This window comes from Chitinimonas violaceus (assembly GCF_052601015.1).
Window position 1 is genome coordinate 1 of the sequence record NZ_JBQXDJ010000008.1, and the last position, 24698, is coordinate 24698.

Sequence of the window (24698 nt, forward strand, 5' to 3'; positions counted from 1 at the left end):
GGATTGGATCTGGTTCTACAATCACGAACGCCCTAACATGGCCTTGGGCGGTATTACCCCAATACAGCGGCTGGCCATGGTCGCATAGCGCTACTTCTGACTCCCCTTAAAAATGGGGGGATTACCGAGGGATTGGATTACGGGAGTTTTGTTTTCTTGTAATTCAGTCTGTTCGTTTATCGCTGAATGGATTTATTGACTGTCTCCTCCTGAGTAAGTACCAAACCATCTTGGCCCTGTAGCCAAAAGTTTGGTTCGGTTGCTATCTCCATTGACGTAAACCCTCATGAATCTAGATAAGCAGACACAACTGTCAGCACGGCTGATCGTGAGCCATTGAAGGCTGTTGCTTGAAGTTCCAAAATGAAATGACCCTGGCACTTAGGGAAACTGCCCAATGTCATTTCCAGTTGTTTGTTTGATAATGACGGACGAATTGGTTCTAGCACGACTATGTAAGTGGCAACTGGTCGATTATTGAATTTATCGTAACAACATCGAGCCCTACGACGATTTTGGTTTCGCTTCAGTGTTCGTTGCTTACTATGCGCTTAACAGTAGCAGCTATGAATGTATTGAAGTGCGGCGTGGATATCAGATTTGAGTAATTTTCCAAGCAAGCGCTATTAAATCCTCATCTTTTACTCGTTAGTGGTATGAAGAATTTATATCCTATTTAATATATTGAGAAATAAAGTGGTAGCAAAGTTAACTGAAAGCCAACATGCAGAAATCTCTGTCTTATGTGATCAAGGCGAGGAATTTGAACGTACTGGTCAGCATGAGTTGGCGAGGGAAAAATATATTGCCGCATTAGGGGCGTTGCCAAGGAATACGCATGACTATGAGTTGGCGACTTGGTTGTATGCGGCGGTTGGCGATATTTGCTTCCATATGGGGAAGATGCGCGAGGCATTGAAATATTTTTCCCACGCTGTTCAATGTCCATTGGGTATGGGCGACCCGTTGATTCATCTACGGTTAGGGCAGTTGTACTACGAGGTGGCGTACTTCGAGAAAGCGGAGGAGGAGCTGGCCAAGGCCTACCGGGATGCTGGTGTGGCCATATTCCGAGATGACGACCCCAAGTATTTCCAGTTCCTGGAAGCCCGTATTGCTATTTAGTAGCTAGATAAGGCTTATTGGGTAGGGCATTACTTGTTGAAGGCAGTAAACTATTCATTGCTTTTGTACTTGGCTTGGCACTTGTCTTTTTTAAGTGAACTTAAGTAAGTAGATACGGTCTTTTATTAGTCCGTTTCTGGTTTGACACTAATGCTTGGTGTTCTTGCCTTTGCTAACTCTTCAGCCACTGTCCCTGCCTATTTTTATGCATACCATACACGCCTTAGCTGCAGCCATTTTGCTTTCCGCAAGTAGTTTTACGCATGTTGCAGCATCAGATTTCCCTCAAAATTTTCTGTATTTAAGCTCGGGTGATTTGATACAGTTCGAAGACTTTATTAAACGATCAGATATTAATGGCGTGCAGATTGTTTATAACTGGAAAAGTTTGGAGATGTCGAAAGGCGAGTACGATTTCTCGCGGATTGAACAGGATTTGAAATACCTGAGCGGTCTGAATAAAAAGCTGTTCATTCAGGTTCAAGATCGCTTCTTCATGCCAGAAGACCGGAATGTACCGGCCTATCTGATGCAGGATGCCATCTATAAAGGCGGCATCGTGCAGCAATACGATAATCCGGGTGAAAACAAGCCAGTGGGGAGCGGTTGGGTTGCCCAGCAATGGAACCCGGCAGTACGTCAGCGTTTTCAGTCCCTGCTGACTGCTTTGGCGGGTCAGTTCGATGGCCGGGTGATGGGTGTTAATTTGCCGGAAACAGCGATTGATCTGGACATGAAGCGCAATAAAACCGGGTTCAGTTGCAATAAATACTTTGACGCGACGATGGAGAACCTCGGTTTTGCCAGAAAGGCGTTTAAGAAATCTCACGTCGTGCAATACGTCAATTTCTGGCCGTGTGAGTGGAATAACGACCACAAATACATGTCGCGTATCTTCGCTTTTGCCACAAGCAAGCGTATTGGTCTGGGTGGGCCCGACATTGTGCCGGGTCGTGAAGCGCAAATGAAGAATGCTTATCCATTCTTCAATAAGTACAAGGGCAAGTTGGATCTGGTTTCGATGGCAGTTCAAGAGCCTACGTTGACCTACACCAACCCCAGTACGAAAAAGCCGTTCACACGCGATGAGTTTTCCAGTTTCGCCAAAGATTATCTGGGCGTGAACATTATTTTCTGGAGTACGCAGTCGCCTTGGTTGAAAGAGAAGCCTGCTGCTGTGAATTAGCGAAGGCACAATCGCAGATTGTCAGGCTTTCCTTCTACCGTTTAGTAAATGTCACTACCCCACTACAAGGTTGAGATGTTTAGAGTCTGCTTACGATTTGTCTTGAGCAGCTGTCAGCAGGGTGCAGACCAGCACGTAAGCCCATTTCACGGCTGCGTAGCCAGATCGTAATCAGGTTCTTAAGGCTGTCCACTTGCTGTTTCTGTTACTGGCTTACGCCCCATTGCAGATGGCCAGCATTTAGTACCAAATCCATTGCTGCCATGGCGCTTGCCTATTGGTTATTGGAAACAGCGCTACCTCATTGCCTGCGGTATAGGTTAAGGCCGACCGCGGGTAGGCGACACTGATCAGCCGGTCTTCGTTATACCGCCATTGGGAGGTAGGTGGTGGTTGCTGGGCGCTACTGTCGGTACATGCTGTAGCGGAAGTGATATGTGCAGTACCTGTTGCTGAATCTATGGTAGGGCCGTGCGGCGAAAGGCAATGCGCCCCGGTGATACTGATGAGCTGGCCCGTTTCATCTTGCCGCCAGAGTTGGAACACTTTGTTGCCATCGCAGGGTGCTACGGATACGGATAGTGCTTCATCTATGATTGACGCCGTTAACGCTTCTCCATCAATATCGGCGGGGACGCGTTGGGCATTGGTAGCGAGCCTGCGTGCTTCCAAACAATGCTTTTGTTTGCTGCCGGCTGGTCGCCACTTCGAAACAAGTTGGCGAAATGATTTTGATAGGGCTTCTGGCCTGACGACCTTAACAGTAAATACCGCCATGCCGGCTTTGCCGTCGGTGGTCTGAAAGTCGAAGAATACTCGGCTCAGCTCTTGTTCTACCTCGGTTGTTGTAGTTGCTGGTGCACTGCCAGCCAATGTTTGGATTTTGAGCGTAAATGCATTGTTAGTCTGGTGGTCTATTTCCGCGGTGATAAGTGGGTTTTCACTTTTAACTTGTGGTGTCCGAGAAAGCGAGGTCTCCATGGGTAGCACCTGTATGTCCACTTTCGCCGTTGCACCTTCTGCCAGCACTAATTTGTGTTTGCTGAGGACGACCCCCAGGTTGTTGTCGGTTGGCGTAGGGCCGGTGTTTTTGGGCATGCCACCATATAGTGCTTCCAGCGCGTCGATGTCGCCGTTGGAAAGGGTATCGCGTGGCCATGGTCTTACCGGCGTATTGGGGTCTCGCAACGAGAGAAAGCGGTCGAGTTCGTAGTGCGTTACCGAGCCATAATCGTAAGCACCTATCGCAACGCCTTTAGCTTGCTTGCCGACTTGACCGGCAAGAGGGTGTGGTCGGACGTTTATATATTGGTCACGGTCTGGCCTCGCGTGCTCATGAAGCAGTCCCAAGGTGTGCATCAATTCATGCAGCATATCGTGTACGGTCTGGCAGCTCGCACTTAATGTAAGTGCCTGTGGCCCGCCGTCTCGCCCGATGGAAGAGTGACACATGGGGTAGTGGTTGCTGTCGGTCAGGTAGATATAGTCGGGTTCCGTTGTCCGCTCGACAAAATGCACTGCACTGTTTTCGGAAATATGGCTGGCAGCAGTAAGGAATGCCTGGCGTGCTTTGGGTGAGGCATTGGTCAGTACGTAAGGTACTTTACGGTCTGACCAGCGCTTGATGCTGGGATGCGTATGGCCACGCTTTACACGTACTGCTTTGGTTGCTTCGTCGTCACGGTTGTTTAGGCCTGCTTTCTGCCACGACCGCTCCGCGGCTTGGGCTACGTTCATCATCAGCATGGGTAAGATACAGGCATTCAACGACATTATGACTTTGCTGCAGCATCGATCCATGTTGCTACTCCTTTAACCAACACGATTTCGTATGAGTTCTTAGAGCCTGTTTACGACCTTGCTAAGCAGCCGCGATCAGCGCTTGTGTGTTGCTCGAAAGTATCCAGAAAGAGGATGTCGAACTCACTATTGTGCTTTACACCAAGGAGTTTGCAGCCTCACGTAACCAGAAGATTCTGGCTCGGGTACGATGCTTCATTCCGATTCACGGCTGCTTGCAGGGGGGAGTAAACAGGCCTTTCGTGGTGACTCTGTACGAAGGGACTCCCGCGCGTTGGGACCAGGTCCAATACGGCTTGTTCGTGGCATTGGTCAACTACAGGAAGAATGGGCAGTATTAATTCAAGATTCAGTGAAATGGCCTGTTTATTGATGTAAGTACATGGTTCACTGCTGGCATGTCTTCTCAAGAATCTGACCAAAGTTTTGCCTATGGGTGGTAGACCCTGACCAGTTCTAGGGTTGAATGTGGGTCGCGTTTTATCTGGTCTGTTCAACCATGTCTTTGATAACCCCATGCTGGATAGCGCGCAGGCATTGCACTTCGCCAGCAAACTTGGCGGCAAGTTCTGGCCGTTGTTGTATCAGTAGGGCATTTTCCGCCTCTACCTCGGTGTACAGCGCGGCTGTTTCGGTTTGAATACGGGTACGCAGGTTGTCGAGCAGGCGTTCAGCGGTTGCTTTGGCCAGGTTCAGTATTGCGCCAGCTTCCAGCAGCAAGGCCCGGGTGACATCCGCAAAGTGCTGTACGTTCAGGATGGGCCACGCCAGCATGGTTTGGTTTGGCCAGCCCGTCTTGCCGAAAGCGCGCATGTCGTATGCCGCAACACTCAACAAGTCGTAATGCGGTGCGAGTTGAATACCTTCCTGCGAAACCAGGAAGCTCAAGTTTTTTAGGTGTGCGTCGCTATTGCCAACCAACACATTGAGGACCAACCAGGAAAATAACCGGGTGCGTGCGACAGCTGGACTGCGACATGCAGTAGCCAGTGCCGCGAGATTCTGCATGCTGCCTTGGCTGTATTTGAAGCTGCGGTCCAGGCCAAGTAGCTGGCAGGCATCGATAACATGACGTCGTTGCCAGCCTTGCGCATTTTTGACCCGGTCGAACCGGTTGATGAGATATATCGGTTCAGGCACATAGCGCCGGTGTACATCCGGCACATCGAGTCCCAGCTTGCGCGCAAGGCGCATAACAAACCATTCATTGGCTACTGAATGTGGGTAGTCGGCATCGGGGTGGTCCGGCTTCAGGATATGGGTCGATGGCGTTGCGCCGCCGGGCTCAAACAATTTGCCGTCTTGCAGCACGACAGCGAGCTTATGTTGTGCCCCGGCGAGCGACATGCGCTTGATTGCAGCGTGTGTCAGCGGTGCTCGCGGCAATTGGCGGATTCGCGCGGCCAATGCATCGTCGGCCAGCAGCCGCAACGTATCCGGGCCCTGTGCTGTATGGCCTGGCGGCAGCAAGGTGACCGACCCGGCAGACTCAGCACCGTAATAAGCCAATAGGCCGAAAGCGTCTGCCGTATCAATCCGGGCATCATTGGCCAGCAGGGCGCGTTGGCTGTCTTCTGGCAACAGGTTATCGAAGTACCATTGCACCGGGCGCAGGGTTGCACCATCCAGCAGGCTTTCATCTGCATTTTTTAGGGGCAAGTGTGGGCTTAATGGAAAACTATGCGGGCTTTGCTGCCAGCTGGCGCTATAGCGAAAAGCCCAAATGCCGTTTACCTCCTGCAGGGTACCGATTGCCTCGTCGTTGATGAGGGCGACCAATTGGCGTTCCGTCATGACGGGTCTCGGTTTGCGGATTCGGCGGCCATCAAGGTGGCGACATCGTCCGGTACATCAAGCACAACATGTATTCCAAGTCCTTCCAAGACCTGGAATAACTTACCCCATTGGACGGACTCACCACCCCGTTCGATCTTGCCAAGAAAGTTCTCGCTGACACCAATACTGCCGGCGGCATCGTCCTGGCGTATACCTTGGGCTTTTCGGCTGGCTCTGACCACCTTGCCGATCTCAGCAGCTTGTTTGACAGGTATCTTCATAAAAATCCTCACGTTCGTGAGGATTATGGCAGTCAACCAGTTAATAAGAAACAAAATCCTCATGATCATGCGGATTTTTATTATTTGAATGAGAAGGTGCGAAAAATCCTTACGATCGTGAGGATTTTTCGGCGAAATAGATCGCTTAGAACTTGTGCAAAGTCTCACGAGCTAGAGCGAGGCAAGGAGGAAATAGCTGAGGAAGCAGAATTTACACGTGGTAAATGAGCATTCCGAGGGTGTTTTCAACGCCGTATTGCTGACGCACAGCAGTATTTGAACAGGTTCTTACTTTTCCTGAGCTTGGTAGGCATATCCCCAGGGTAAACCGCCAGAACAGTGTGACATGACCAGACATCGGCAAACCCGGCAAGCCGAGAACGAGAGCCTATAACCCAAGGTAGCCCGCCGACTTACCCAGCCGCGGGTGATCAGGTCTAGGAATCGGCTTAGAGTCTATCGCGAGCATGCCTTAGCAGGGCAAGCGCAAAATGGCGGTAAGTCGGTTCAGCATAAAAAGTGGGCTGCGTCATGCAGCACTATAAAAGCAAGCAGGAGGACCTATGGATACACCACCCTTTCCCAATGCCATGTCAGCGCAAGATCTGTGCTTAGCCATTGTTTGGTCTTGCTGAGTATTGGCTAGATATAAAAACATAGTAAGTAGATATTGATGTCCGCTTGTAAAAGGTTCATGTGAGCCGTTGTTCTGTATTGGGCATCTGTACAGGAAATCATGTCGGTAAAGAATCGACGTGGTTGCCTATTTTTTGGTAATGCGTATTGGAGTAAATAGTCACCTTGGTACTTTTAATTACTTTCAAGGTGCATTTTTTAATTAAATGCTTGGATTTAATTTTTGGCATTAATTGCAATTGATATTCATGCGTGAGGAACTACTGTGCTACTTGCCTTGTGAGTTGCATAGAGAGCAAAAAGGCAAGTTATTGTTAGAGCACGACCAAAATGAGTTGGCGTGTATTTCAGGAGGATCATCATGAATCTAATAAAAACGCACGTACCATATGTGATGGCAGCGACACTGGGGATTAGCTTTCTACCAGCGCAAGCAGTTGAAACAGGTATTACGATTGAAGCAGTGGATGCTTATTCCTGTGGTGCATTATCGAACGATATTCCCAATGTCGATAATTTCCGTAATCGAATGTTATCAATAGGAGGTTATACAGCAGGGGTACGGTATACCAATGGACTGGTATACCCCACGGATTTTACCGACCCACAAGTAATTTCTGGTGGTGCAGACACTTCCAACTTTGACCGGCCAGGAGATGCTATTTCCTACTTCAGCGGCCATGGTACCTGTGACGACCAGACCAATACGGCATGTACGTCAAATGCGGGTTGCCCGACAATTGCCGGGCTGCAGAAGCAATGCTTGAGATTTACCGATAGCCCATTGACGGGCCGCTGCGTTTATTCCCGTCCAAGGAATATCGTTGTTGATAAAACAGGTACATCTTGCCAATTGGTGAATTATTCAACCGGCAGTGTACGTTGGGGTGAGACACCTAGCGCAGGTACTTGGGCAGGGGCGGGTACTAATGGCGGTATTAATCTGGCAGTGATTGATAATAGCTGCGGTATTACACCTGGCATGTATGTATCGCAATTACTGCGACCATTTGCCGGACTATCGAGTATCGCTTTGATTATGCCAACCCGGGTAGGGTCTGATACGGCTGACGTTGCAAATCGTGGCCGTGCATTTGCCGATAGATATGTCGCTAATGTGAATTCAGCAGTCGGCCCATCGTGGACCAGCTCCATTAATTCGGTGACGGGTGGTAGCAGTTGCGCATTTGGTGGTGGCAGCCACGGGGTGGTGGGATGTGGCGCACATATTTATGTATCGGTAGAAGTGAATCAGGCCCGGGCGGAATGGGCCAATAGAACAGAGTCATGGGTGCAACTTAGAAATGAGGCGAACGATGGCATAGGTTGGGGCTGGATGTCCTGGCTTTATACCTGCAATTACGATTGCAATAACCATCCATTCTTTTTGCCTTGAATCAATACGCCCCATTTATCTGGAGGAACAATCATGAAATTGAATAGCGTAACTATTTGTTTATTACTGGCCTTGGGCGCATTGCAAATACCGCAGGCAATGGCGGATGAAATGGAAGTGGATAGCGCATCGCTGGCTAATACTGAAGGGCTTCAGTACGTGCATAGCATCGAGAAAGCGCGTTACAACCTTGGCATTGCCGCCCAGCGCGAAACAGAAGGCCCATACACGCGCATTGTGGGAGATAAAGGCGTCTTCATGGAAGACACGGTAACCCATGCCACGCTGCTGGTGCCGAATGCCTTGTCTGCCGGCCCTAAGTCCACAGCGGCGTTGAGGGCTGAGTTGCCACAGATACTGACAAGCAACCCGGATAAACATAACGCTGCAGTCAAAGCGTACTTGTTGGAGGCTGGTGTGCCGGCAAGTGAGGTGAGCGGCACCCATGTAACTACGACGATGGCAGGTGGTGGCCAGGTGCAGGCAGGTGTTCAGCCGGCCGACTCCAAGCTGCTTTTTTACACCACCCATTTGGAACGTTCATTGAATGGCATTCCGGTTGAAGGGTCCTTTGCTTTTGCTGCACTAGATAACCAAGGCAGATCTTTCTCTGAGGGAGTTTACTGGCCGGCTATTTCGGCCCAGGTCGTCAAAAAGGCAGTTGCATTGAAGCGCAAGCTCAGTTCGGCAGATGCGCTGCAGCAGTTCCTTGGTAAGGCCAAGACCTTCCGTTCTGATGTGGCGGATGCTGAAGCTGGCGAGGTACGGATAGTACATACCAGTGCAGGCCATCATGGTGCGTTTGAAGCTAGAGCGGTCTACTCCATGATCGTGCGCAACAAAGGACAGAAAGCGCAGATCGTCCGTTTGGATGAAACCGGTACGCCCATCACCATGGCTGATGAAGTCAAAGTGGCAACCAAGGATGTTGCCAAAATCAAATAGCCTTCTTTTGAACAGCTGGGGAGGGGGTGACTCCCCAGTTTTCTTTAAAACGGTTCTAGGAACCTGTCTAAAGTCTGCTGTGCGTCAGCAATACGGCGTTGAAAACACCCTCGAAATGCTCATTTACCATGAGTAAACTCCGCTTTCTCGGCTGTTTTCGCCTTGTCTTGCTCTAGCTCGCGAGACTTTAGACAGGTTCTAAGAACCTGTTGGCGATCTGTCGCGAGCAGCTGTCAGCAGGGTGCAGAGCAGAAACCGGAATGTATGTTGTACATGAGGCTTTCGAGTAATACATAAGCGCTGATCACGGCTGCGCAGCAAGATCGTAAACAGGCGCTAAGTGCGTTTCTTTTTACTGCTCTTTTTCCCAGTAGATTTAGCCTTGGTTGACGACTTTTTCTTGCTGCTCTTGGCGCTTTTCTTACCTTTGTGCCCTTTTTTACTGGTGACTTCGCTGGCTTCTTCCTGCTCCGGTTTGCTTGCCTGTTGGCTGCGTTCCGCGACACTCTCGTGCGTTACGCGGCGGCCGCCGTTATAGCGCTTGGCCCAGTAAGCGTCGGTAATCCGTACGATCTGCACCTTGCTGCCTTTACGGGGGGAGTGGATAAAGCGGTCATCTCCCAGATAGATACCGACATGGGAAAATTTCCGACCCAGTGTATTGAAGAACACCAGGTCACCCGGTTTCAGCGCTTCCTTTTTAACATCCTCTCCAAGGCGGCTGATGGCAAAGGCGTTATGAGGCAAGGCGATATTGAGGGCTTGCTGGAAGACATAACGGATAAAGCCACTGCAATCGAGCCCACTTTCCGGTGTGCTGCCACCCCAACGATAAGTGACGCCGATCAACCCCAGAGCCTGCAACATGATGTCCTGTGTGAACCTGGACCCAGCTTCGCTCTCTAATGCGCTTAACGCATCGTCGGGCTGCTCGGGTGTGACTACGGGTGCAGCAGGTGGTTCAGGCAAGGGAGATGGAGGGTCTTCAGTGGGTTTGGCCAGAGCTATGCAAGCCAAAGGTATGAGCAGTAAATGGCGAAAATTAAATGACATCCCGGCAATGTAAAAGGCGAAAAGGGTTACTGTAAAGAATGGTCACAGTGGACAATTCCTGCGTATCTTTGAAGTGAGCCGGGCGATGAGCCTACCGCGATCACCGTGATCTGATGCTCGTCGACTAGAATCGAGAACATGCTAAAAGAGACAATCAGCCTGATGCGCGATTTGCCTCGCATCAGGGAAATTATCGGGGTATTCGCCAGACACGGATTTGGCGATTTGGTTCGCCGCTTGAATGTACAACGTACATTCGAGCGGGCTGGCGAATCGCTAAGCGTACCCGAAGACGACGAGCGGCAGGTGCTCGACCCGCCTGTGCGTGCACGGTTGGCATTGGAGCAATTAGGGCCAACATTTATCAAACTTGGCCAAGTCTTGGCAACCCGGGTGGATGTTTTTCCGCCCGAGTGGGTTGCGGAATTCGAGAAACTGCAGTCAAGTGTACCAGCTACCGACTTTGCAGAATTGGAAGCCGAGCTGACCAGGGTCTGGGGCTGCCCCCCAAGCGAGCGTTTCAGCGAGTTGAGCCATGAGCCGATCGGCTCGGCATCAATCGCCCAGGTGCATCGTGCCAAACTGCCCGACGGGCAAAGCGTCATCCTGAAAATCCGTCGGCCGCATATTGTGGGCAAGATCGAGGCGGATCTACGTGTATTGCACCATTTGGCTACACTGGTCGAATTTGAATTTCCCGACAGCCGCCAGTACCAGCCTGTACGGATAGTCGAGCAATTTACCAAGTCGCTCCGACGTGAGCTGGATCTTGCCCAGGAAGCCCACCATCACCACCGCTTCGCCGAGAATTTTGCGGATGACCCGCATATTGTCATTCCGACGATTTATTGGGAGTACACCAATGAGATCGTCAATGTGCAGTCCTATATCGATGGCATTGCCGGTAATGAGCTGAGCTTGCTTGAGCCGGCCGGGTTGGATCGTAAGCTTCTGGCCCAGCGCGGCGCGAATGCCGTGTTGAAGATGATTCTGATTGATGGTTATTTCCATGCCGACCCGCACCCGGGTAATGTCATTTACCTGCCGGACAATCGTATCGCGTTTATCGATTTTGGCATGATCGGGCGTCTGCCTGCCCCAAGGCGTGACGAAATCGTTGATCTGCTGGCAGCGCTTGCCAGCCGCGATGAGCGGGGCATCCTCAATGTATTGATCGACTGGACCACCGATGCGCCGGTTGACGAGGACAAGTTGTCCGCTGACTTGGCCGAGTTCATGTTCAACTATGAGAACCTCGCGCTGAAGGACATCCGGTTTGGCCAGTTGCTAAACGATGTGATCGCCATCATGCGGGAGCACTCAATTACGCTACCGGCTGATCTGACGCTGCTGTTCAAGGCACTGATCACCCTGGAAGGCTTGGGTCGCCAGCTGGACCCGGATTTCCAAATGGTGCCGCATCTGACACCTTTTGTGCGCCAGGTACTATTGAGTCGCTATGCGCCCTTGGCGCTGCTGAAGAAAGGCCGACGCAATATATGGGAGCTGGTCTCGTTGATAGGCGGTTTACCGCGTGATGCGTCGAGGTTGATCAAGGCAGCACGCCGGGGCAAGGTGAAGATCGATCTTGACCTGAAACGGCTCGATCACTTTGGCCTACAAATAGACCGCGCTGCCAGCCGATTGACTTTGGGCATCGTGACAGGTTGCCTGATCATCGGGTCGAGCATTGTGATGACAGTGCCAGCAGGCCCACGGCTATTTGGCTTGCCGGCTTTCGGCTTCATCGGCTTTCTGATCGCCTTTTTCAACAGCATATGGCTGATCTGGTCTATCTGGCGTGCGGGAAAACAACCGCTCTAGACGCTGCTAACATATTGAAGCAAAATCGAAATGCCACACCCGTTTCATAGGGTCAGCATGTGTCGTTGGAATCCATGAAATTGGATTTTGGCCTTTATTTTGAGAGAGCGTAACCATGCATTTCCAGATAAGCCGACGCCACTTTCTAATGCAAGCCTCGGCCTATCTTGCTGCGATTGCATGTCCATCCAGATCTTTCGCGATTGGGAATGCAGACGATATCTTGTTAGGTGGGTGCCGCTACAAAGATATCGAAAAGGACTTGGTTCGATGTGCTCTCGTGTGTGTTGCGCCTGTGCAGAGGTTGTTACAGCAAGCCAGTGTAGATTTCTTCCCGCATGGCTTGGCTTTTCTCGACAGTACGCGAAAGCGTGCTTTTGCTTTTGAAAAGATAGGCCCAGGCGCTGCCTTAATAGATACGGAGAAGATGCAGTTAATAGAACCGATTCCGCCGGTAAAAGACCGACTATTTTACGGCCATGGGGCATGCAGTGCTGATGGGCAATTGCTCTACTCCACAGAAACAGCGGCGACGGGGGAAGGAGCAATTGGCGTGAGGGAAACGGGTAGTTTGCGCTACGTGGGTGATTTCCCAACGTATGGAAGTCATCCGCATGATTGTCATTTGATCGAAAATGGCGCAGTGCTTGCTGTTACCAATGGCGGGGGGGATCAAGCCAGTGGTAAACGGGCATCCATTTGCTATATCGACATTCAATCCCAGAAACTTCTGGATCGCATCGAAATGACGGATGAGCGTTTCAATGCGGGCCATATTTTTCCATTGACCGAGCGCCGGTCGGTACTTTTGTCCGCACCACGCCGCGGATGGAACGATGAGCATATTGGCGCAGTCAGTATTCAACGCGACAGCCAAACGCTCGAAATTATGAGTCAGCCCACAGATGTGGTTAACAATATGTTTGGTGAGGCGCTAAGCGTATTGGCCATTCCGGCAGCTGACTTTTTTGTCGCTACTCATCCTACACCAGGCATGGTAACGATTTGGCAGCTTAGCTCAGGTAAGCTTATTAAGCGGCTTGATCTTCCTCGAGCAAGAGGGGTTGCGTTGTCACGTGATAAAAAGGGTGTCTGGATTAGCTACGGTGCGGAGGCAAGCATGGTGCAGATGAGACTTGCCGACTTCAGTCTTGGCCCTAATGTACCAGGCACTTATATCACCGGCTCGCATCTGTTTTCCCTTTGAATTTCCTATTGCGTACTGATTGCCGTTAATAAAGAAAGCAGAACCTCCTGTGGCTCTTTCTGTACCTGTACACATGGTCTGTGTTTGCATACCTAACAAGCCCAGCTTCGTTGCTGTACTTAATTACCTAGCTGCACGTAACTAAACCGTGGACTGCTCCGTCCCGGAAGTCATATACCCCCGCAATATGTATTGCTCGGCGTTATGGCGCCGGTTGGCTTCGGCTGGGACGTGGACGATTAGAACCAGTTTGTCTGCTTCTTTGAGCTGCAGAGTGACCAGTGGCTCGGCAACAGGGATTTCCAGAGCGTGCCGCTCCGCCATCTCGCGGGCCGATGCCATCATCGCGCCTTTGCAACTGGCACAGGCTTCGCGGGCCAGCTCAAGCAGGCGGGCTTCGGCTACGCGCCAGTCTTTACCACAATCAATCGGTACACTGAACTGGTGCATGATGAAGTCACCCATCAGGCTGTCGCGTACCACGGCGTGGTTCCATAACAGGCTGTTAGGGATGGCGATAGCGCGGCCAGTACGTTGGTGGCTTTCAGCGTCGTCTTCGATCAGCGTAGTGGAAAACAGATTTGTATCGACCACACTGCCGCGGTGTTCGCCAATCTGAATTCGATCTCCCACCACATAGAGCTGTCCGCCACTACGTAGCATGGCGCCCGAGACACACAGAATCACTTCCTTGCCGGCTACGACCAGCGCTACGGCGAATGCCGCCAGTGAAACCAACAGGGCATGCAATTCACTGGCCCAGACCACCACGAGACCGATAATGAACGCACCAATCAGACTATTACGCAACGTAACCTGCCAACGCCTGCGTTGCTCCAAGGTGAAATTGGGATTATGTGCGATCAACTTGCCTAGGCTGTAGCGTACGACCAGTAGCGTAAGCAGCAGGGCGACGCTGGCCAGTGCATCTGCCAGGGTGGTGCGATCGGAGAGGTAGGACTGAAGTAACGGTAAGGCGGACGACATGGACGACTTCTACTAATAAATTTTGCGATTGAGATTGGCTTTGTGAAGGATGGTGGACGCAAGTTCCTCGATGGACTTGCTGGTTGTATTCAGGTGCGGGACGCTGGCATTACGGTAGAGGGCTTCCGCCTCCGCGACCTCGAATCGGCAATTGTCCAACGAGGCATAGCGGCTATCGGGTTTGCGTTCTGAACGAATCTGCGAAAGCCGTTCCGGGCTAATGGTAAGCCCAAACAACTTGTGCCGGAAGGGCTGCAATGGTTTAGGCAGGCCAGGCTGATCAAAGTCATCTGGCGTCAGTGGGTAGTTGGCAGCCTTGATGCCATATTGCAGTGCAAGGTAGAGGCAGGTGGGCGTTTTGCCGGATCGGGAGACGCCAACCAGCACGATATCGGCTGAGTCGAGATCGGAAGGCTTCACACCATCATCATGCGCCATGGCGAAGTTCACGGCTTCTATGCGCGTGTTGTACTCGTGATAATTCTCGATGCTATGGCTTTTACCTACCGTGTGTGAGGACTCTTGTTTTAACTCGGCCTCCAATGGTTCGATGAAGGCTTCGAAAAAGTCGATCACATGGGCTTGCGAGATATGAATGATGTCGCGGATTTCATCTTTGACAAAGGTCGAGAAAACTAGAGGCCGTGCTCCTTCTGCTTCGGCCGTTCTACGTATTCTGTCTGCTACCTGGTGCGCCTTGTCCAGTGTATCGATGAAGGGTAGGGTGATTCGTTTGAATTCGATGCCCTCAAACTGGGTAATCAGGCTGTGGCCCAGCATTTCTGCGGTAATGCCGGTACGGTCGGAAATAAAGAATACGGTGCGGTGATTCTGCATGGCAGGCTTTCTGGACAAGGCGGTTTTGAGCCATCTTGCCACAGCCTATTTGCTACGTCGCGAGTTGGTTGTGCGGACGCAACAAACGAGTCTTTGCTCGGATTCAGATGTTTTTCTTGTAGTTTTGTGGCTGAGACTACATTTCGCATTATCATGCGGCGACGCCTGTTATCAGGAGTTACCCTTAATAGGCTTTATTTGCGCGGTTTTCTGGGCTGCAAGCCTTGCAGCAACAGGCTAGAATCGCCACCTCGTTTTCCCCCAATCCCCAGCAAGGAAGCACAAAAAATGGCAGAGAACAACGTCATCTGGTTTGACGAACTGCGCATGACCGACGTAGAGCGTGTAGGCGGCAAGAATGCCTCGCTCGGCGAGATGATCAGCCAGTTGGCCGCCTCGGGCGTACGTGTACCTGGTGGTTTCGCCACTACAGCCGAGGCCTACCGTGCCTTTCTGGCGCATAACGGTCTCTCTGCCCGTATCAATGCGGCATTGGCTGCGTTGGACGTGGAAAATGTGACGGACCTTGCTCTGGTTGGCAAGCAGATTCGCCAGTGGGTCATCGACCAGCCATTCCCCACCCAGTTGGATGCAGATATACGCACGGCTTTTGCCAAGATGGAGGCAGATTCCGGCGCTGTGATTTCGGTCGCGGTACGTTCCTCAGCCACCGCAGAAGACTTGCCGGATGCCTCCTTTGCTGGGCAGCAGGAAACCTTCTTGAATATTGTCGGCGTCGATAACGTTATCCATGCAATCAAAGAGGTGTTTGCCTCGCTGTATAACGACCGCGCCATTTCCTATCGCGTGCACAAGGGGTTTGCCCATTCCGATGTGGCATTGTCTGCCGGCATCCAGCGCATGGTGCGTTCAGACAAAGGGGCTGCCGGGGTGATGTTCACCATCGATACCGAATCGGGTTTCGATGATGTGGTGTTCGTTACCGCAAGTTATGGCTTGGGTGAGACAGTGGTTCAGGGCGCGGTGAATCCTGACGAGTTCTATGTCTACAAACCCAATGTGATGGCCAGCAAGCCTGCTATTTTGCGCCGTAACCGTGGTTCCAAGCTGATCAAGATGGAATTCACCGATGAGGCAAGGGCTGGTAAATCGGTGCGTACAGTGGATGTGTCGGACGTTGAGCGCAATACCTTCTCGATTTCGGATGCCGAGGTCGAGGAATTGGCCCGTTATGCTTTAATTATTGAGAAACACTATGCTCGCCCGATGGATATCGAGTGGGGGCGTGATGGCATCGATGGCAAGCTGTATATCCTGCAAGCCCGCCCAGAGACGGTGAAATCGCAAGAGGCGCGGGTTGACACGCTGCGTCGTTATCGTTTGAACAGCAAGTCGACCATATTGGCGTCGGGCCGCGCTATCGGCCAAAAGATTGGTCAGGGTGTGGTGCGTCTGATCAAGTATGCCAGCGAAATGGACTCGGTCAAACCGGGCGATGTGCTGGTGACTGATATGACCGACCCTGATTGGGAGCCGGTGATGAAGCGCGCCAGCGCCATCGTGACCAATCGCGGCGGCCGTACCTGCCATGCAGCCATCATCGCGCGTGAGCTCGGCATTCCGGCCGTGGTGGGTTGTGGCGACGCCACGCGTGCGCTGCGTGATGGCCAGGAGGTAACCGTATCTTGTGCCGAAGGCGACACCGGCAATATCTATGAAGGTAAATTGGCTATCGAGATCATCGACTTGAAACTCGATTCGATGCCTAAGAGCCCGGTCAAGCTGATGATGAATGTGGGCAACCCGGAGTTGGCATTCGACTTCAGCCACCTGCCGAATGAGGGGGTAGGTCTGGCACGGTTGGAGTTCATCATCAATCGCATGATCGGTATCCACCCGAAAGCCTTGTTGGCCTACCCGAATATCCCATGGGACTTGAAGCAGCAGGTTGATGAGCGTATCGGCGGCTATGCATCCGCAGTGGACTTCTATGTCGATAAACTGGCTGAAGGCATCGCCACCCTGGCAGCGGCGTTCTACCCGAAAAAAGTGATCGTACGCATGTCCGACTTCAAGTCGAACGAGTACTCGAACCTGATTGGCGGGCAGAACTACGAGCCGCACGAAGAGAATCCGATGATTGGCTTCCGCGGCGCGGCGCGTTATATCAGCGAGTCGTTCCGTGATTGCTTCGAGCTGGAGACCAGTGCGCTGAAGAAGGTGCGCAATGAAATGGGGCTCACTAACGTTGAGGTGATGATTCCTTTCGTACGTACATTGGACGAGGCGCGCAAGGTAGTCGAGTTGTTGAAAGAGCAGGGGCTGGTACGTGGCGAAAACGGTTTGCGCCTGATCATGATGTGCGAGATTCCATCGAATGCCATTCTGGCAGACCAGTTCCTGGAGTACTTTGATGGTTTCTCGATTGGTTCCAACGACATGACCCAACTGACGTTGGCATTGGATCGTGATTCCGGCGGTCCGATTGCGTCTTTGTTTGATGAGCGTAACGAGGCAGTGAAAGCCATGCTGTCGATGGCGATCAAGGCTTGCCGCGCGAAGGGGAAATATATCGGTATCTGTGGCCAGGGCCCGTCCGACCACCCTGATTTCGCCAAGTGGTTGGTGGAGCAAGGTATCGAGACCGTATCGCTGAACCCGGATACAGTCGTGGAAACTTGGCTGTATCTGGCCAAGGAACTTGGCCGGTAAGTTGGGAAAAGGCGCTTTCGGGCGCCTTTTTCAATATACACGAGTGTTAAATGCGTATTCCGAGGATGTTTTTAACACTGTAGGGCTGATGCGTAGCAGGCTTCGAATCGGTTCTAGAGCCTGCTTACGATCTACCACGAGCAGCCGTTAGCAGGGTGAAGCGCAGCGCAGAAACCGGAATGTACTTGGGTACATGAGGCTGCGAACTTCTTGGTGCAAGGCACCTTAGCAGTTCGGCGTCCCCCTTGCGGGGGCTTTCGAGCAGCACATGGGTCCTGATCATGGCTGCGCAGTGAGATCGTAAACAGGTACTTAGGTCTTTGCCTTTGTCAAGATTGAGGCGTAGTGGGGTGTCGGAGTAGAATACGGAATTACCACCTGTGCGTTTTCAGCCAATGACCAAGTTTATCTTCGTTACCGGCGGCGTTGTCTCCTCTTTGGGGAAAGGCATCGCCGCCGCGTCACTTGCAGCCATCCTTGAATCGCGCGGTCTCAAGGTCACCATGATGAAGCTCGATCCCTATATCAACGTGGATCCGGGCACGATGTCTCCCTTGCAGCATGGCGAAGTCTTCGTGACTGAAGACGGCGCCGAAACCGATCTCGATCTTGGCCATTACGAGCGCTTCATCCATGCCAAGATGAAGAAAGCCAATAACTTCACCACCGGCCAGATTTATGAGTCGGTTATCAAAAAAGAGCGCCGTGGCGATTACCTGGGTAAGACAGTCCAGGTAATTCCGCATATCACCGATGAAATCAAGCATTTTGTCGGACTCGGTGCGGCGGATGCCGAACTGGCTGTTATCGAAGTCGGCGGTACCGTAGGCGATATTGAATCCTTGCCTTTCCTTGAGGCGATTCGCCAGATGGGTGTACAACTGGGTCGTGAGAACACCTGTTTTGTACATCTCTCCTATGTGCCTTATATCGCTGCTGCCGGTGAAATCAAGACCAAGCCGACCCAGCACTCCGTCAAAGAGCTGCGCGAGATTGGTATTCAGCCTGACGTGCTCATTTGCCGTGCAGACCGTATGGTGCCCGATGATGAGCGCCGCAAGATTGCCCTGTTCACCAATGTGGCAGAGAAGGCTGTTGTGTCTTGCCCAGATATGGACAGCATCTACAAGATTCCGCGTGTACTGTCTGAACAGCATATCGATGACATCATCTGCAAACAGTTGCAGCTGGATTTGCCTGGCGCGGATCTGGGTGTCTGGGACCGTATTGTCCATGCTACTGAGAACCCACGGCAGACCGTCAATATCGCCATGGTCGGTAAGTATGTCGACCTGACGGAGAGCTATAAATCGTTGATCGAGGCGCTCAAGCATGCGGGCATTCATACCCAGAGTGCGGTGAAGATCCACTATGTGGATTCTGAGGAGCTTGAGGGCGGTAATCTCGACCAGATCAGAGACATGGACGCTATTCTGGTGCCCGGTGGCTTTGGTAAGCGGGGGGTGGAAGGCAAGATCCGTGCGGTTCAGTATGCGCGCGAAAACAATGTGCCATACCTAGGCATTTGTCTTGGCATGCAGTTGGCGCTGATCGAATATGCCCGCCATAAGGCTGGTATGGCGGATGCCAACTCGACAGAATTCACGGTAGAGACGCCTTATCCTGTGGTGGCATTGATTGATGAATGGGTCAATCATGATGGCAGAATCGAAGTGCGTGACGAGAACTCGAACATGGGTGGAACCATGCGCCTGGGTAGCCAGGAGTGTGAACTTGCAGCCGGGTCACTGGCGGCACGTGTTTATGGCTCAACCCGGATTACCGAGCGCCATCGCCATCGCTATGAAGTGAACAACTACTATCTGCCACGGCTTGAAGCGGCCGGTCTGCGGGTGAGTGGTCGTTCCACCGATCCGAACCATTTGTGCGAAACCATCGAGTTGCCAGACCACCGCTGGTTCTTTGGTTGTCAGTTCCACCCGGAATTCACATCAACACCGCGTGATGGTCACCCGATGTTCAAGGCTTATGTGGAAGCGGCAATTGCTTATGCCCGTGCACATGGTCGCGAAGGTTTGAGTTGTTGATCTAACCCTGTGGGGTGTGAGTTATGCGGCACAGCGCTGTTTTATCTCACATCTCCCGCCTCACTCTTCACGGAGTAGTACATCATGAAACTTTGCGGTTTCGATATCGGCCTCGATAAACCTTTTTTCCTGATTGCTGGCCCCTGTGTGATTGAGGGTGAGCAATTCGCCATCGATACGGCCGGTACATTAAAAGAGCTCACTACCGAGCTGGGCATACCTTTCATCTATAAGTCGAGCTTTGACAAAGCCAACCGTTCCAGTGGTAAGTCATACCGCGGGACAGGCATGGATGAAGGATTGCGGATACTAGCCAAGGTACGCGAACAGGTCGGTGTGCCGGTGTTGACAGATATCCATGAGATCGACCAGATCAAACCGGTGGCGGCAGTGGTCGATGTATTGCAAACCCCGGCATTTCTGTGTCGTCAGACCGACTTCATCCGCGCCTGCGCGCAAAGTGGCAAGCCGGTGAATATCAAGAAGGGCCAGTTTCTGGCGCCTGGCGATATGAAGAATGTCATGGATAAAGCGCGTGAAGCAGCCAAAGAGGCGGGGTTGCCGGAAGATAACTTCATGGCCTGTGAGCGTGGCGCCAGCTTTGGTTACAACAATCTGGTTTCTGATATGCGCAGCCTTGCGATCATGCGTAATACCGGCTGCCCGGTCGTGTTCGATGCGACGCATTCTGTGCAGTTGCCCGGGGGGCAGGGCGATAAGTCGGGCGGTCAGCGTGAGCATGTGCCTGTGTTGGCGCGCGCCGCAGTGGCGGTTGGTGTGGCGGGTCTGTTTATGGAAACACACCCGAACCCAGCTGTCGCCATGTCGGACGGCCCCAATGCCTGGCCTTTGCCGCGTATGAAGGAATTGTTGGCCGTATTGAAAGAGCTCGATGGGTTGGTGAAACGCCAACCTCTGCACGAGAACACGCTGTAAAGCAGCTGCCTGTATGTTGAATATGTGCTTGGTTCTATGGGCACGTATTCAACATCACCTGGTTCGAACCCCTCACATCGCATCAAGGAAATATACCGATGAGCGCAATCGTAGAAGTCATCGCCCGCGAGATCCTCGACTCACGTGGCAACCCGACTGTTGAAGCCGACGTACTGCTGGAAAGTGGCGTGATGGGTCGCGCAGCCGTACCGAGCGGGGCCTCCACTGGCGAGCGGGAAGCATTGGAGCTGCGCGATGGCGATAAGGCGCGTTATCTTGGCAAAGGTGTGTTAAAGGCGGTTGAGCACGTCAACACCGAGATCTGTGAAGCCATCATCGGTCTGGATGCATCTGAGCAGGCGTTTATTGACCGCACCATGTTGGAGCTTGATGGTACCGACGACAAGGGTCGTTTGGGTGCGAACGCCATCCTGGCCGTTTCGATGGCGGTAGCCAAAGCGGCGGCAGAAGAAGCAGGTCTGCCTTTGTACCGTTATATCGGTGGTTCCGGCCCAATGGCTTTGCCGGTACCAATGATGAATGTGATCAATGGCGGTGAACACGCCAATAACAGCCTGGATTTTCAGGAGCTGATGATTGTGCCGGTGGGTGCCCCCAGCTTCCGCGAAGGGCTGCGTTATGGCGCTGAAGTCTTCCACAACCTGAAGAAAATCCTGCATGACAAACACCTGCCTACTCAGGTGGGTGATGAAGGTGGTTTTGCCCCTGATGTGGCCAATGCCGAAGAAGCATTGGAGCTGATCAAAGCGGCGGTAGAGAAGGCAGGCTACAGTTTTGGCGGCGATTTTATGATTGCACTCGACTGTGCTGCTTCTGAGTTCTACGACAAAGCTTCCGGCAAGTATGTATTCAAGAAGAGTGACAAGCGTGAGCTGACATCTGCTCAGATGGTGGATTATCTTGCCAGCCTGGCTGACAAGTATCCGATCGTATCGATTGAAGATGGCATGGGTGAGCGTGATTGGGATGGTTGGAAGTTGCTGACCGACCGTTTGGGTGATCGCGTCCAGCTGGTGGGTGATGACTTGTTTGTGACCAACGCAAAGATTCTGGCTGAAGGCATAGACAAAGGTATCTGCAATTCGATTCTGATCAAGGTGAACCAGATCGGATCGCTGACTGAAACACTGCAGGCAGTCGACCTTGCCAAGCGTAATCGCTATACATCGGTGATGTCCCATCGCTCTGGCGAAACAGAAGACAGTACGATTGCCGACTTGGCTGTGGCTACCAACTGTATGCAGATCAAGACGGGCTCGTTGAGCCGTTCAGATCGTATGGCCAAGTACAACCAGTTATTGCGTATCGAGGAAGAGTTGGGCGATGCTGCGTACTATCCTGGCCGTGCGGCTTTTTATCAGTTGAAGAAGTAAGGTCACCCATCGTTTCAGGGCGTAAAAAAGAACAGGGGCGTTATCATTGTCCCTGTTTTTTTGCCGCTTTGGCCTGATCCCACCTACAATCGCGCCCATGCGTCTTCTTGCCCTTATTCTTGCTAGCTGTGTTGTCTTGCTCCAGTGGCCACTCTGGATAGGCAAGGGTAGTTGGCTGAAGGTATGGCAGATTGAGAATCAGCTTTTCGAACAAAAAAAGCAGAATCAGAAGCTGCAGGCACGTAACAATGCGTTGGAAGCCGAAGTGCGTGACCTGAAGACAGGTACTGATGCGATTGAGGAAAGAGCCCGCAACGAGCTTGGCATGGTGCGGCAGGATGAAGTCTTCTTCCAGATTCTCGATCCAAAGCCTTCCAATATTGCACCCAAAGTCCAGGCTACTCCAGCTGTACCTTTAGTGCCGTCTGCAGAAACTCCTGCGCCAGCCGCGGTTCCAATTACGCCTATTGAGCCGCCTTCATCACCTATGCCACCCAGTGATCTTCCACTTACCGAGCCTGTTGTAGAGCCCGGTCCCGGGGATATACCCCCGCCGTGAATGAAACCCAGCGTTGCTGGGTTTTTGCCTTTTTGATTCTGCGTAACACAGTCTGCCGGACTGCCACCTTCCCGGTAAAATGGGGATATGCCTGCCTTTGACCCCAAGCCCATCCTTGCCAGCCTGCCCAATCTGCCAGGTGTATACCGCTTCCTGTCTGCGAAGGAGGATGTGCTGTATGTAGGTAAGGCGATCGATCTTAAACGGCGCGTATCGAGTTATTTCCAGAAGAATGACCAGTCGCCCCGTATCAAACTGATGCTGGGGCAGGTGGCGGATATCCAGACCACGGTAGTCCGGTCAGAGGCTGAAGCGTTGATTCTGGAAAATAACCTGATCAAAGCGCTGACACCGCGTTACAACATTCTTTTTCGCGATGATAAGAGCTACCCCTATCTGATGTTGAGTGGCCATCGTTATCCGCGATTGGCATACTACCGCGGTGCGTTGGACAAGCAGAACCAGTACTTCGGTCCATTTCCCAATGGCTACGCCGCGCGGGAAAGTATTCAGCTGCTGCAGCGGGTATTCAAGTTGCGGACCTGCGAGGATTCGGTATTTGAGCACCGTACCCGGCCTTGCCTGCTATTTCAGATCAAGCGTTGTAGCGGTCCTTGCGTAGAGCAGATTCCGATCGAGCAATACCGTCAAGACGTCCATAACGCCACGCAGTTTCTGCAGGGCAAGGCGAACGACTTATTGACCGAGCTTGACGAGAAGATGCGGGTTGCTGCGGCCAGCTGGCAGTTCGAGGTGGCGGCAGCCTATCGTGATCAAATCCAGGCGTTGGCCAAGGTGCAGGAGAAGCAGTTTGTCTCCAGCAATGCCAGCGAAACGGATGCAGACATCGTCGCCTGTGTGGCGGAGAATGGTCTGGTTTGCGTCAACTTGGTCATGATTCGTGGCGGGCGGCACGTGGGCGATAAGTCACTCTTCCCCGCACATGGCGAGGGTTATGATGTCCAAGGGGCACTTGAAGCCTTTTTGGTGCAACACTATCTGGACCGCAGTATTCCGCCTGTTATTGTGTGCAACAGCGTTGGCGACAACATGATATTGGTTGAATTGCTGAGTGCGCAGGCTGGCAGAAAGATTGCAATCGTGTCCAACCCGATTGCAGAACGCCGGGTCTGGTTGGAGATGGCGTTGAAGAATGCATCGCTCGCAATACAGCAGCGGCTCTTATTGGAATCAACCCAGCTTGGCCGAGTCGAGGCGCTGCAGGAGGCATTGCAGCTGCCGGACACCGCCCAGCGGATAGAGTGTTTTGATATCAGCCATACGATGGGCGAGGCCACCGTGGCTTCCTGCGTGGTTTACGACAGGCTGGCCATGCAGCCCAAGGAATACCGGCATTACAATATTACGGGTATTACACCGGGCGATGATTATGCCGCCATGCGCCAGGTGTTGACCCGGCGTTATGGCAAGATCGCGCAGGGTGAAGGTGTTGCGCCGGATGTGATCCTGATCGATGGCGGTAAGGGGCAGATCGGGGTGGCGGTGGAGGTCATCGAGGAAGTGGGTCTGCAAGGGGCATTGCTGGTTGGCGTGGCAAAGGGCGAAACCCGCAAGCCGGGTCTCGAACAGCTCGTTGTTCCATCACGGGACCAGACGTTACAATTGCCGCGCGATTCTGCCGCTTTGCATCTGGTCCAGACCATACGTGATGAGGCCCACCGTTTTGCTATTACCGGCCATCGCGCCAGAAGGGGCAAAGCCAGGGTGTCGTCGAGTCTGGAAGAGATCGAAGGGATTGGTGCCAAACGGCGGCAAAAGCTGTTGAGCCGCTTTGGCGGCCTGCAAGGCGTCAAGGCAGCCAGTATTGAAGATCTTTGCCAAGTCGAAGGCATCAATCAAACATTGGCTGAAAAAATTTATCAGGCGTTACACTGAGAACCTATTCACGATTTGTCACAAGCATGTATGTGAACTCCACTCACTGCTGCGTAGTAAGATCGTAAATAGGTTCTGAGGCTGCGCATGTCGCAGTCTCGCCAGAACGTGATGGTGTTTGTATTCGAACGGGCCGCAC

The 24698-nt window shown here is 52.3% G+C and carries 19 protein-coding genes; 13 read left to right on the top strand and 6 right to left on the bottom strand.

Annotated elements, in window-relative coordinates; translation table 11 throughout:
* Window positions 1-696: 696 nt before the first annotated feature.
* Window positions 697-1125 carry a tetratricopeptide repeat protein gene (locus ACUHMQ_RS04430; RefSeq protein ID WP_445294234.1) on the top strand — a complete coding sequence of 143 codons (429 nt, stop codon included), beginning with the start codon at window positions 697-699 and terminating at the stop codon, window positions 1123-1125.
* A gap of 394 nt (window positions 1126-1519) precedes the next feature.
* A complete protein-coding gene (locus ACUHMQ_RS04435) occupies window positions 1520-2311 on the top strand; it encodes a hypothetical protein (protein ID WP_445294235.1) in 792 nt (263 codons plus the stop codon).
* A gap of 240 nt (window positions 2312-2551) precedes the next feature.
* Here ACUHMQ_RS04435 and ACUHMQ_RS04440 read toward each other — a convergent pair whose 3' ends face one another.
* A complete protein-coding gene (locus tag ACUHMQ_RS04440; RefSeq protein ID WP_445294236.1) occupies window positions 2552-4084 on the bottom strand; it encodes a M12 family metallopeptidase in 1533 nt (510 codons plus the stop codon).
* A gap of 113 nt (window positions 4085-4197) precedes the next feature.
* On the opposite strand from ACUHMQ_RS04440, the gene ACUHMQ_RS04445 reads away from it, so the two are divergent.
* On the top strand, window positions 4198-4452 hold the full coding sequence (locus ACUHMQ_RS04445; RefSeq protein ID WP_445294237.1) for a hypothetical protein: 255 nt from the start codon (window positions 4198-4200) through the stop codon (window positions 4450-4452).
* Between the two features lie 139 nt (window positions 4453-4591).
* Here the strand turns inward: ACUHMQ_RS04445 and ACUHMQ_RS04450 are convergent, their stop codons facing one another.
* Together ACUHMQ_RS04450 and ACUHMQ_RS04455 are read right to left on the bottom strand one after the other, a co-directional pair.
* Entirely contained in the window at window positions 4592-5905 is a 1314-nt protein-coding gene (locus ACUHMQ_RS04450; RefSeq protein WP_445294238.1) for a HipA domain-containing protein, read from the bottom strand.
* Window positions 5902-6168, bottom strand: coding sequence for a helix-turn-helix domain-containing protein (locus tag ACUHMQ_RS04455; RefSeq protein WP_445294239.1), 267 nt, complete (start codon window positions 6166-6168; stop codon window positions 5902-5904). The genes ACUHMQ_RS04450 and ACUHMQ_RS04455 overlap by 4 nt, the downstream gene beginning before the upstream one ends.
* A 997-nt stretch (window positions 6169-7165) precedes the next feature.
* Here ACUHMQ_RS04455 and ACUHMQ_RS04460 point away from each other — a divergent pair.
* Both ACUHMQ_RS04460 and ACUHMQ_RS04465 read left to right on the top strand, forming a co-directional pair.
* Window positions 7166-8200 carry a hypothetical protein gene (locus ACUHMQ_RS04460; protein ID WP_445294240.1) on the top strand — a complete coding sequence of 345 codons (1035 nt, stop codon included), beginning with the start codon at window positions 7166-7168 and terminating at the stop codon, window positions 8198-8200.
* A 33-nt stretch (window positions 8201-8233) separates the two neighbouring features.
* Window positions 8234-9145 carry a hypothetical protein gene (locus ACUHMQ_RS04465; RefSeq protein WP_445294241.1) on the top strand — a complete coding sequence of 304 codons (912 nt, stop codon included), beginning with the start codon at window positions 8234-8236 and terminating at the stop codon, window positions 9143-9145.
* Window positions 9146-9481: 336 nt separating this feature from the next.
* Here ACUHMQ_RS04465 and ACUHMQ_RS04470 read toward each other — a convergent pair whose 3' ends face one another.
* Window positions 9482-10162 (bottom strand): C40 family peptidase, encoded by a 681-nt coding sequence (locus ACUHMQ_RS04470; protein ID WP_445294242.1) that lies wholly within the window; start codon window positions 10160-10162, stop codon window positions 9482-9484.
* Between the two features lie 174 nt (window positions 10163-10336).
* Between ACUHMQ_RS04470 and ACUHMQ_RS04475 the strand changes: the two genes are divergently transcribed.
* Window positions 10337-12022 (top strand): ABC1 kinase family protein, encoded by a 1686-nt coding sequence (locus ACUHMQ_RS04475; RefSeq protein WP_445294243.1) that lies wholly within the window; start codon window positions 10337-10339, stop codon window positions 12020-12022.
* A 295-nt stretch (window positions 12023-12317) separates the two neighbouring features.
* Window positions 12318-13229, top strand: coding sequence for a DUF1513 domain-containing protein (locus tag ACUHMQ_RS04480; RefSeq protein ID WP_445294244.1), 912 nt, complete (start codon window positions 12318-12320; stop codon window positions 13227-13229).
* A 141-nt stretch (window positions 13230-13370) separates the two neighbouring features.
* On the opposite strand, the gene ACUHMQ_RS04485 is transcribed toward ACUHMQ_RS04480, so the two are convergent.
* Both ACUHMQ_RS04485 and ppsR read right to left on the bottom strand, forming a co-directional pair.
* Window positions 13371-14216, bottom strand: coding sequence for a mechanosensitive ion channel domain-containing protein (locus tag ACUHMQ_RS04485; RefSeq protein ID WP_445294245.1), 846 nt, complete (start codon window positions 14214-14216; stop codon window positions 13371-13373).
* A gap of 12 nt (window positions 14217-14228) precedes the next feature.
* Window positions 14229-15053: a posphoenolpyruvate synthetase regulatory kinase/phosphorylase PpsR gene (gene ppsR, locus ACUHMQ_RS04490; protein ID WP_445294246.1), complete on the bottom strand. Its 825-nt coding sequence runs from the start codon at window positions 15051-15053 to the stop codon at window positions 14229-14231.
* 288 nt (window positions 15054-15341) lie between these two features.
* On the opposite strand from ppsR, the gene ppsA reads away from it, so the two are divergent.
* The 6 genes from ppsA (at window position 15342) to uvrC (ending at window position 24559) form a co-directional block, all read left to right on the top strand.
* Window positions 15342-17726, top strand: coding sequence for a phosphoenolpyruvate synthase (ppsA, locus tag ACUHMQ_RS04495; RefSeq protein WP_445294247.1), 2385 nt, complete (start codon window positions 15342-15344; stop codon window positions 17724-17726).
* A gap of 395 nt (window positions 17727-18121) precedes the next feature.
* Window positions 18122-19774, top strand: coding sequence for a CTP synthase (gene pyrG, locus ACUHMQ_RS04500; protein ID WP_445294248.1), 1653 nt, complete (start codon window positions 18122-18124; stop codon window positions 19772-19774).
* 84 nt (window positions 19775-19858) lie between these two features.
* A complete protein-coding gene (gene kdsA, locus ACUHMQ_RS04505; protein WP_445294249.1) occupies window positions 19859-20710 on the top strand; it encodes a 3-deoxy-8-phosphooctulonate synthase in 852 nt (283 codons plus the stop codon).
* A 98-nt stretch (window positions 20711-20808) separates the two neighbouring features.
* Complete coding sequence (gene eno / locus ACUHMQ_RS04510) at window positions 20809-22104, top strand: phosphopyruvate hydratase (protein WP_445294250.1); 1296 nt, start codon at window positions 20809-20811, stop codon at window positions 22102-22104.
* Window positions 22105-22201: 97 nt separating this feature from the next.
* Complete coding sequence (gene ftsB / locus ACUHMQ_RS04515) at window positions 22202-22663, top strand: cell division protein FtsB (RefSeq protein ID WP_445294251.1); 462 nt, start codon at window positions 22202-22204, stop codon at window positions 22661-22663.
* Window positions 22664-22750: 87 nt separating this feature from the next.
* Window positions 22751-24559 carry an excinuclease ABC subunit UvrC gene (gene uvrC / locus ACUHMQ_RS04520; RefSeq protein ID WP_445294252.1) on the top strand — a complete coding sequence of 603 codons (1809 nt, stop codon included), beginning with the start codon at window positions 22751-22753 and terminating at the stop codon, window positions 24557-24559.
* Window positions 24560-24698 lie beyond the last annotated feature (139 nt).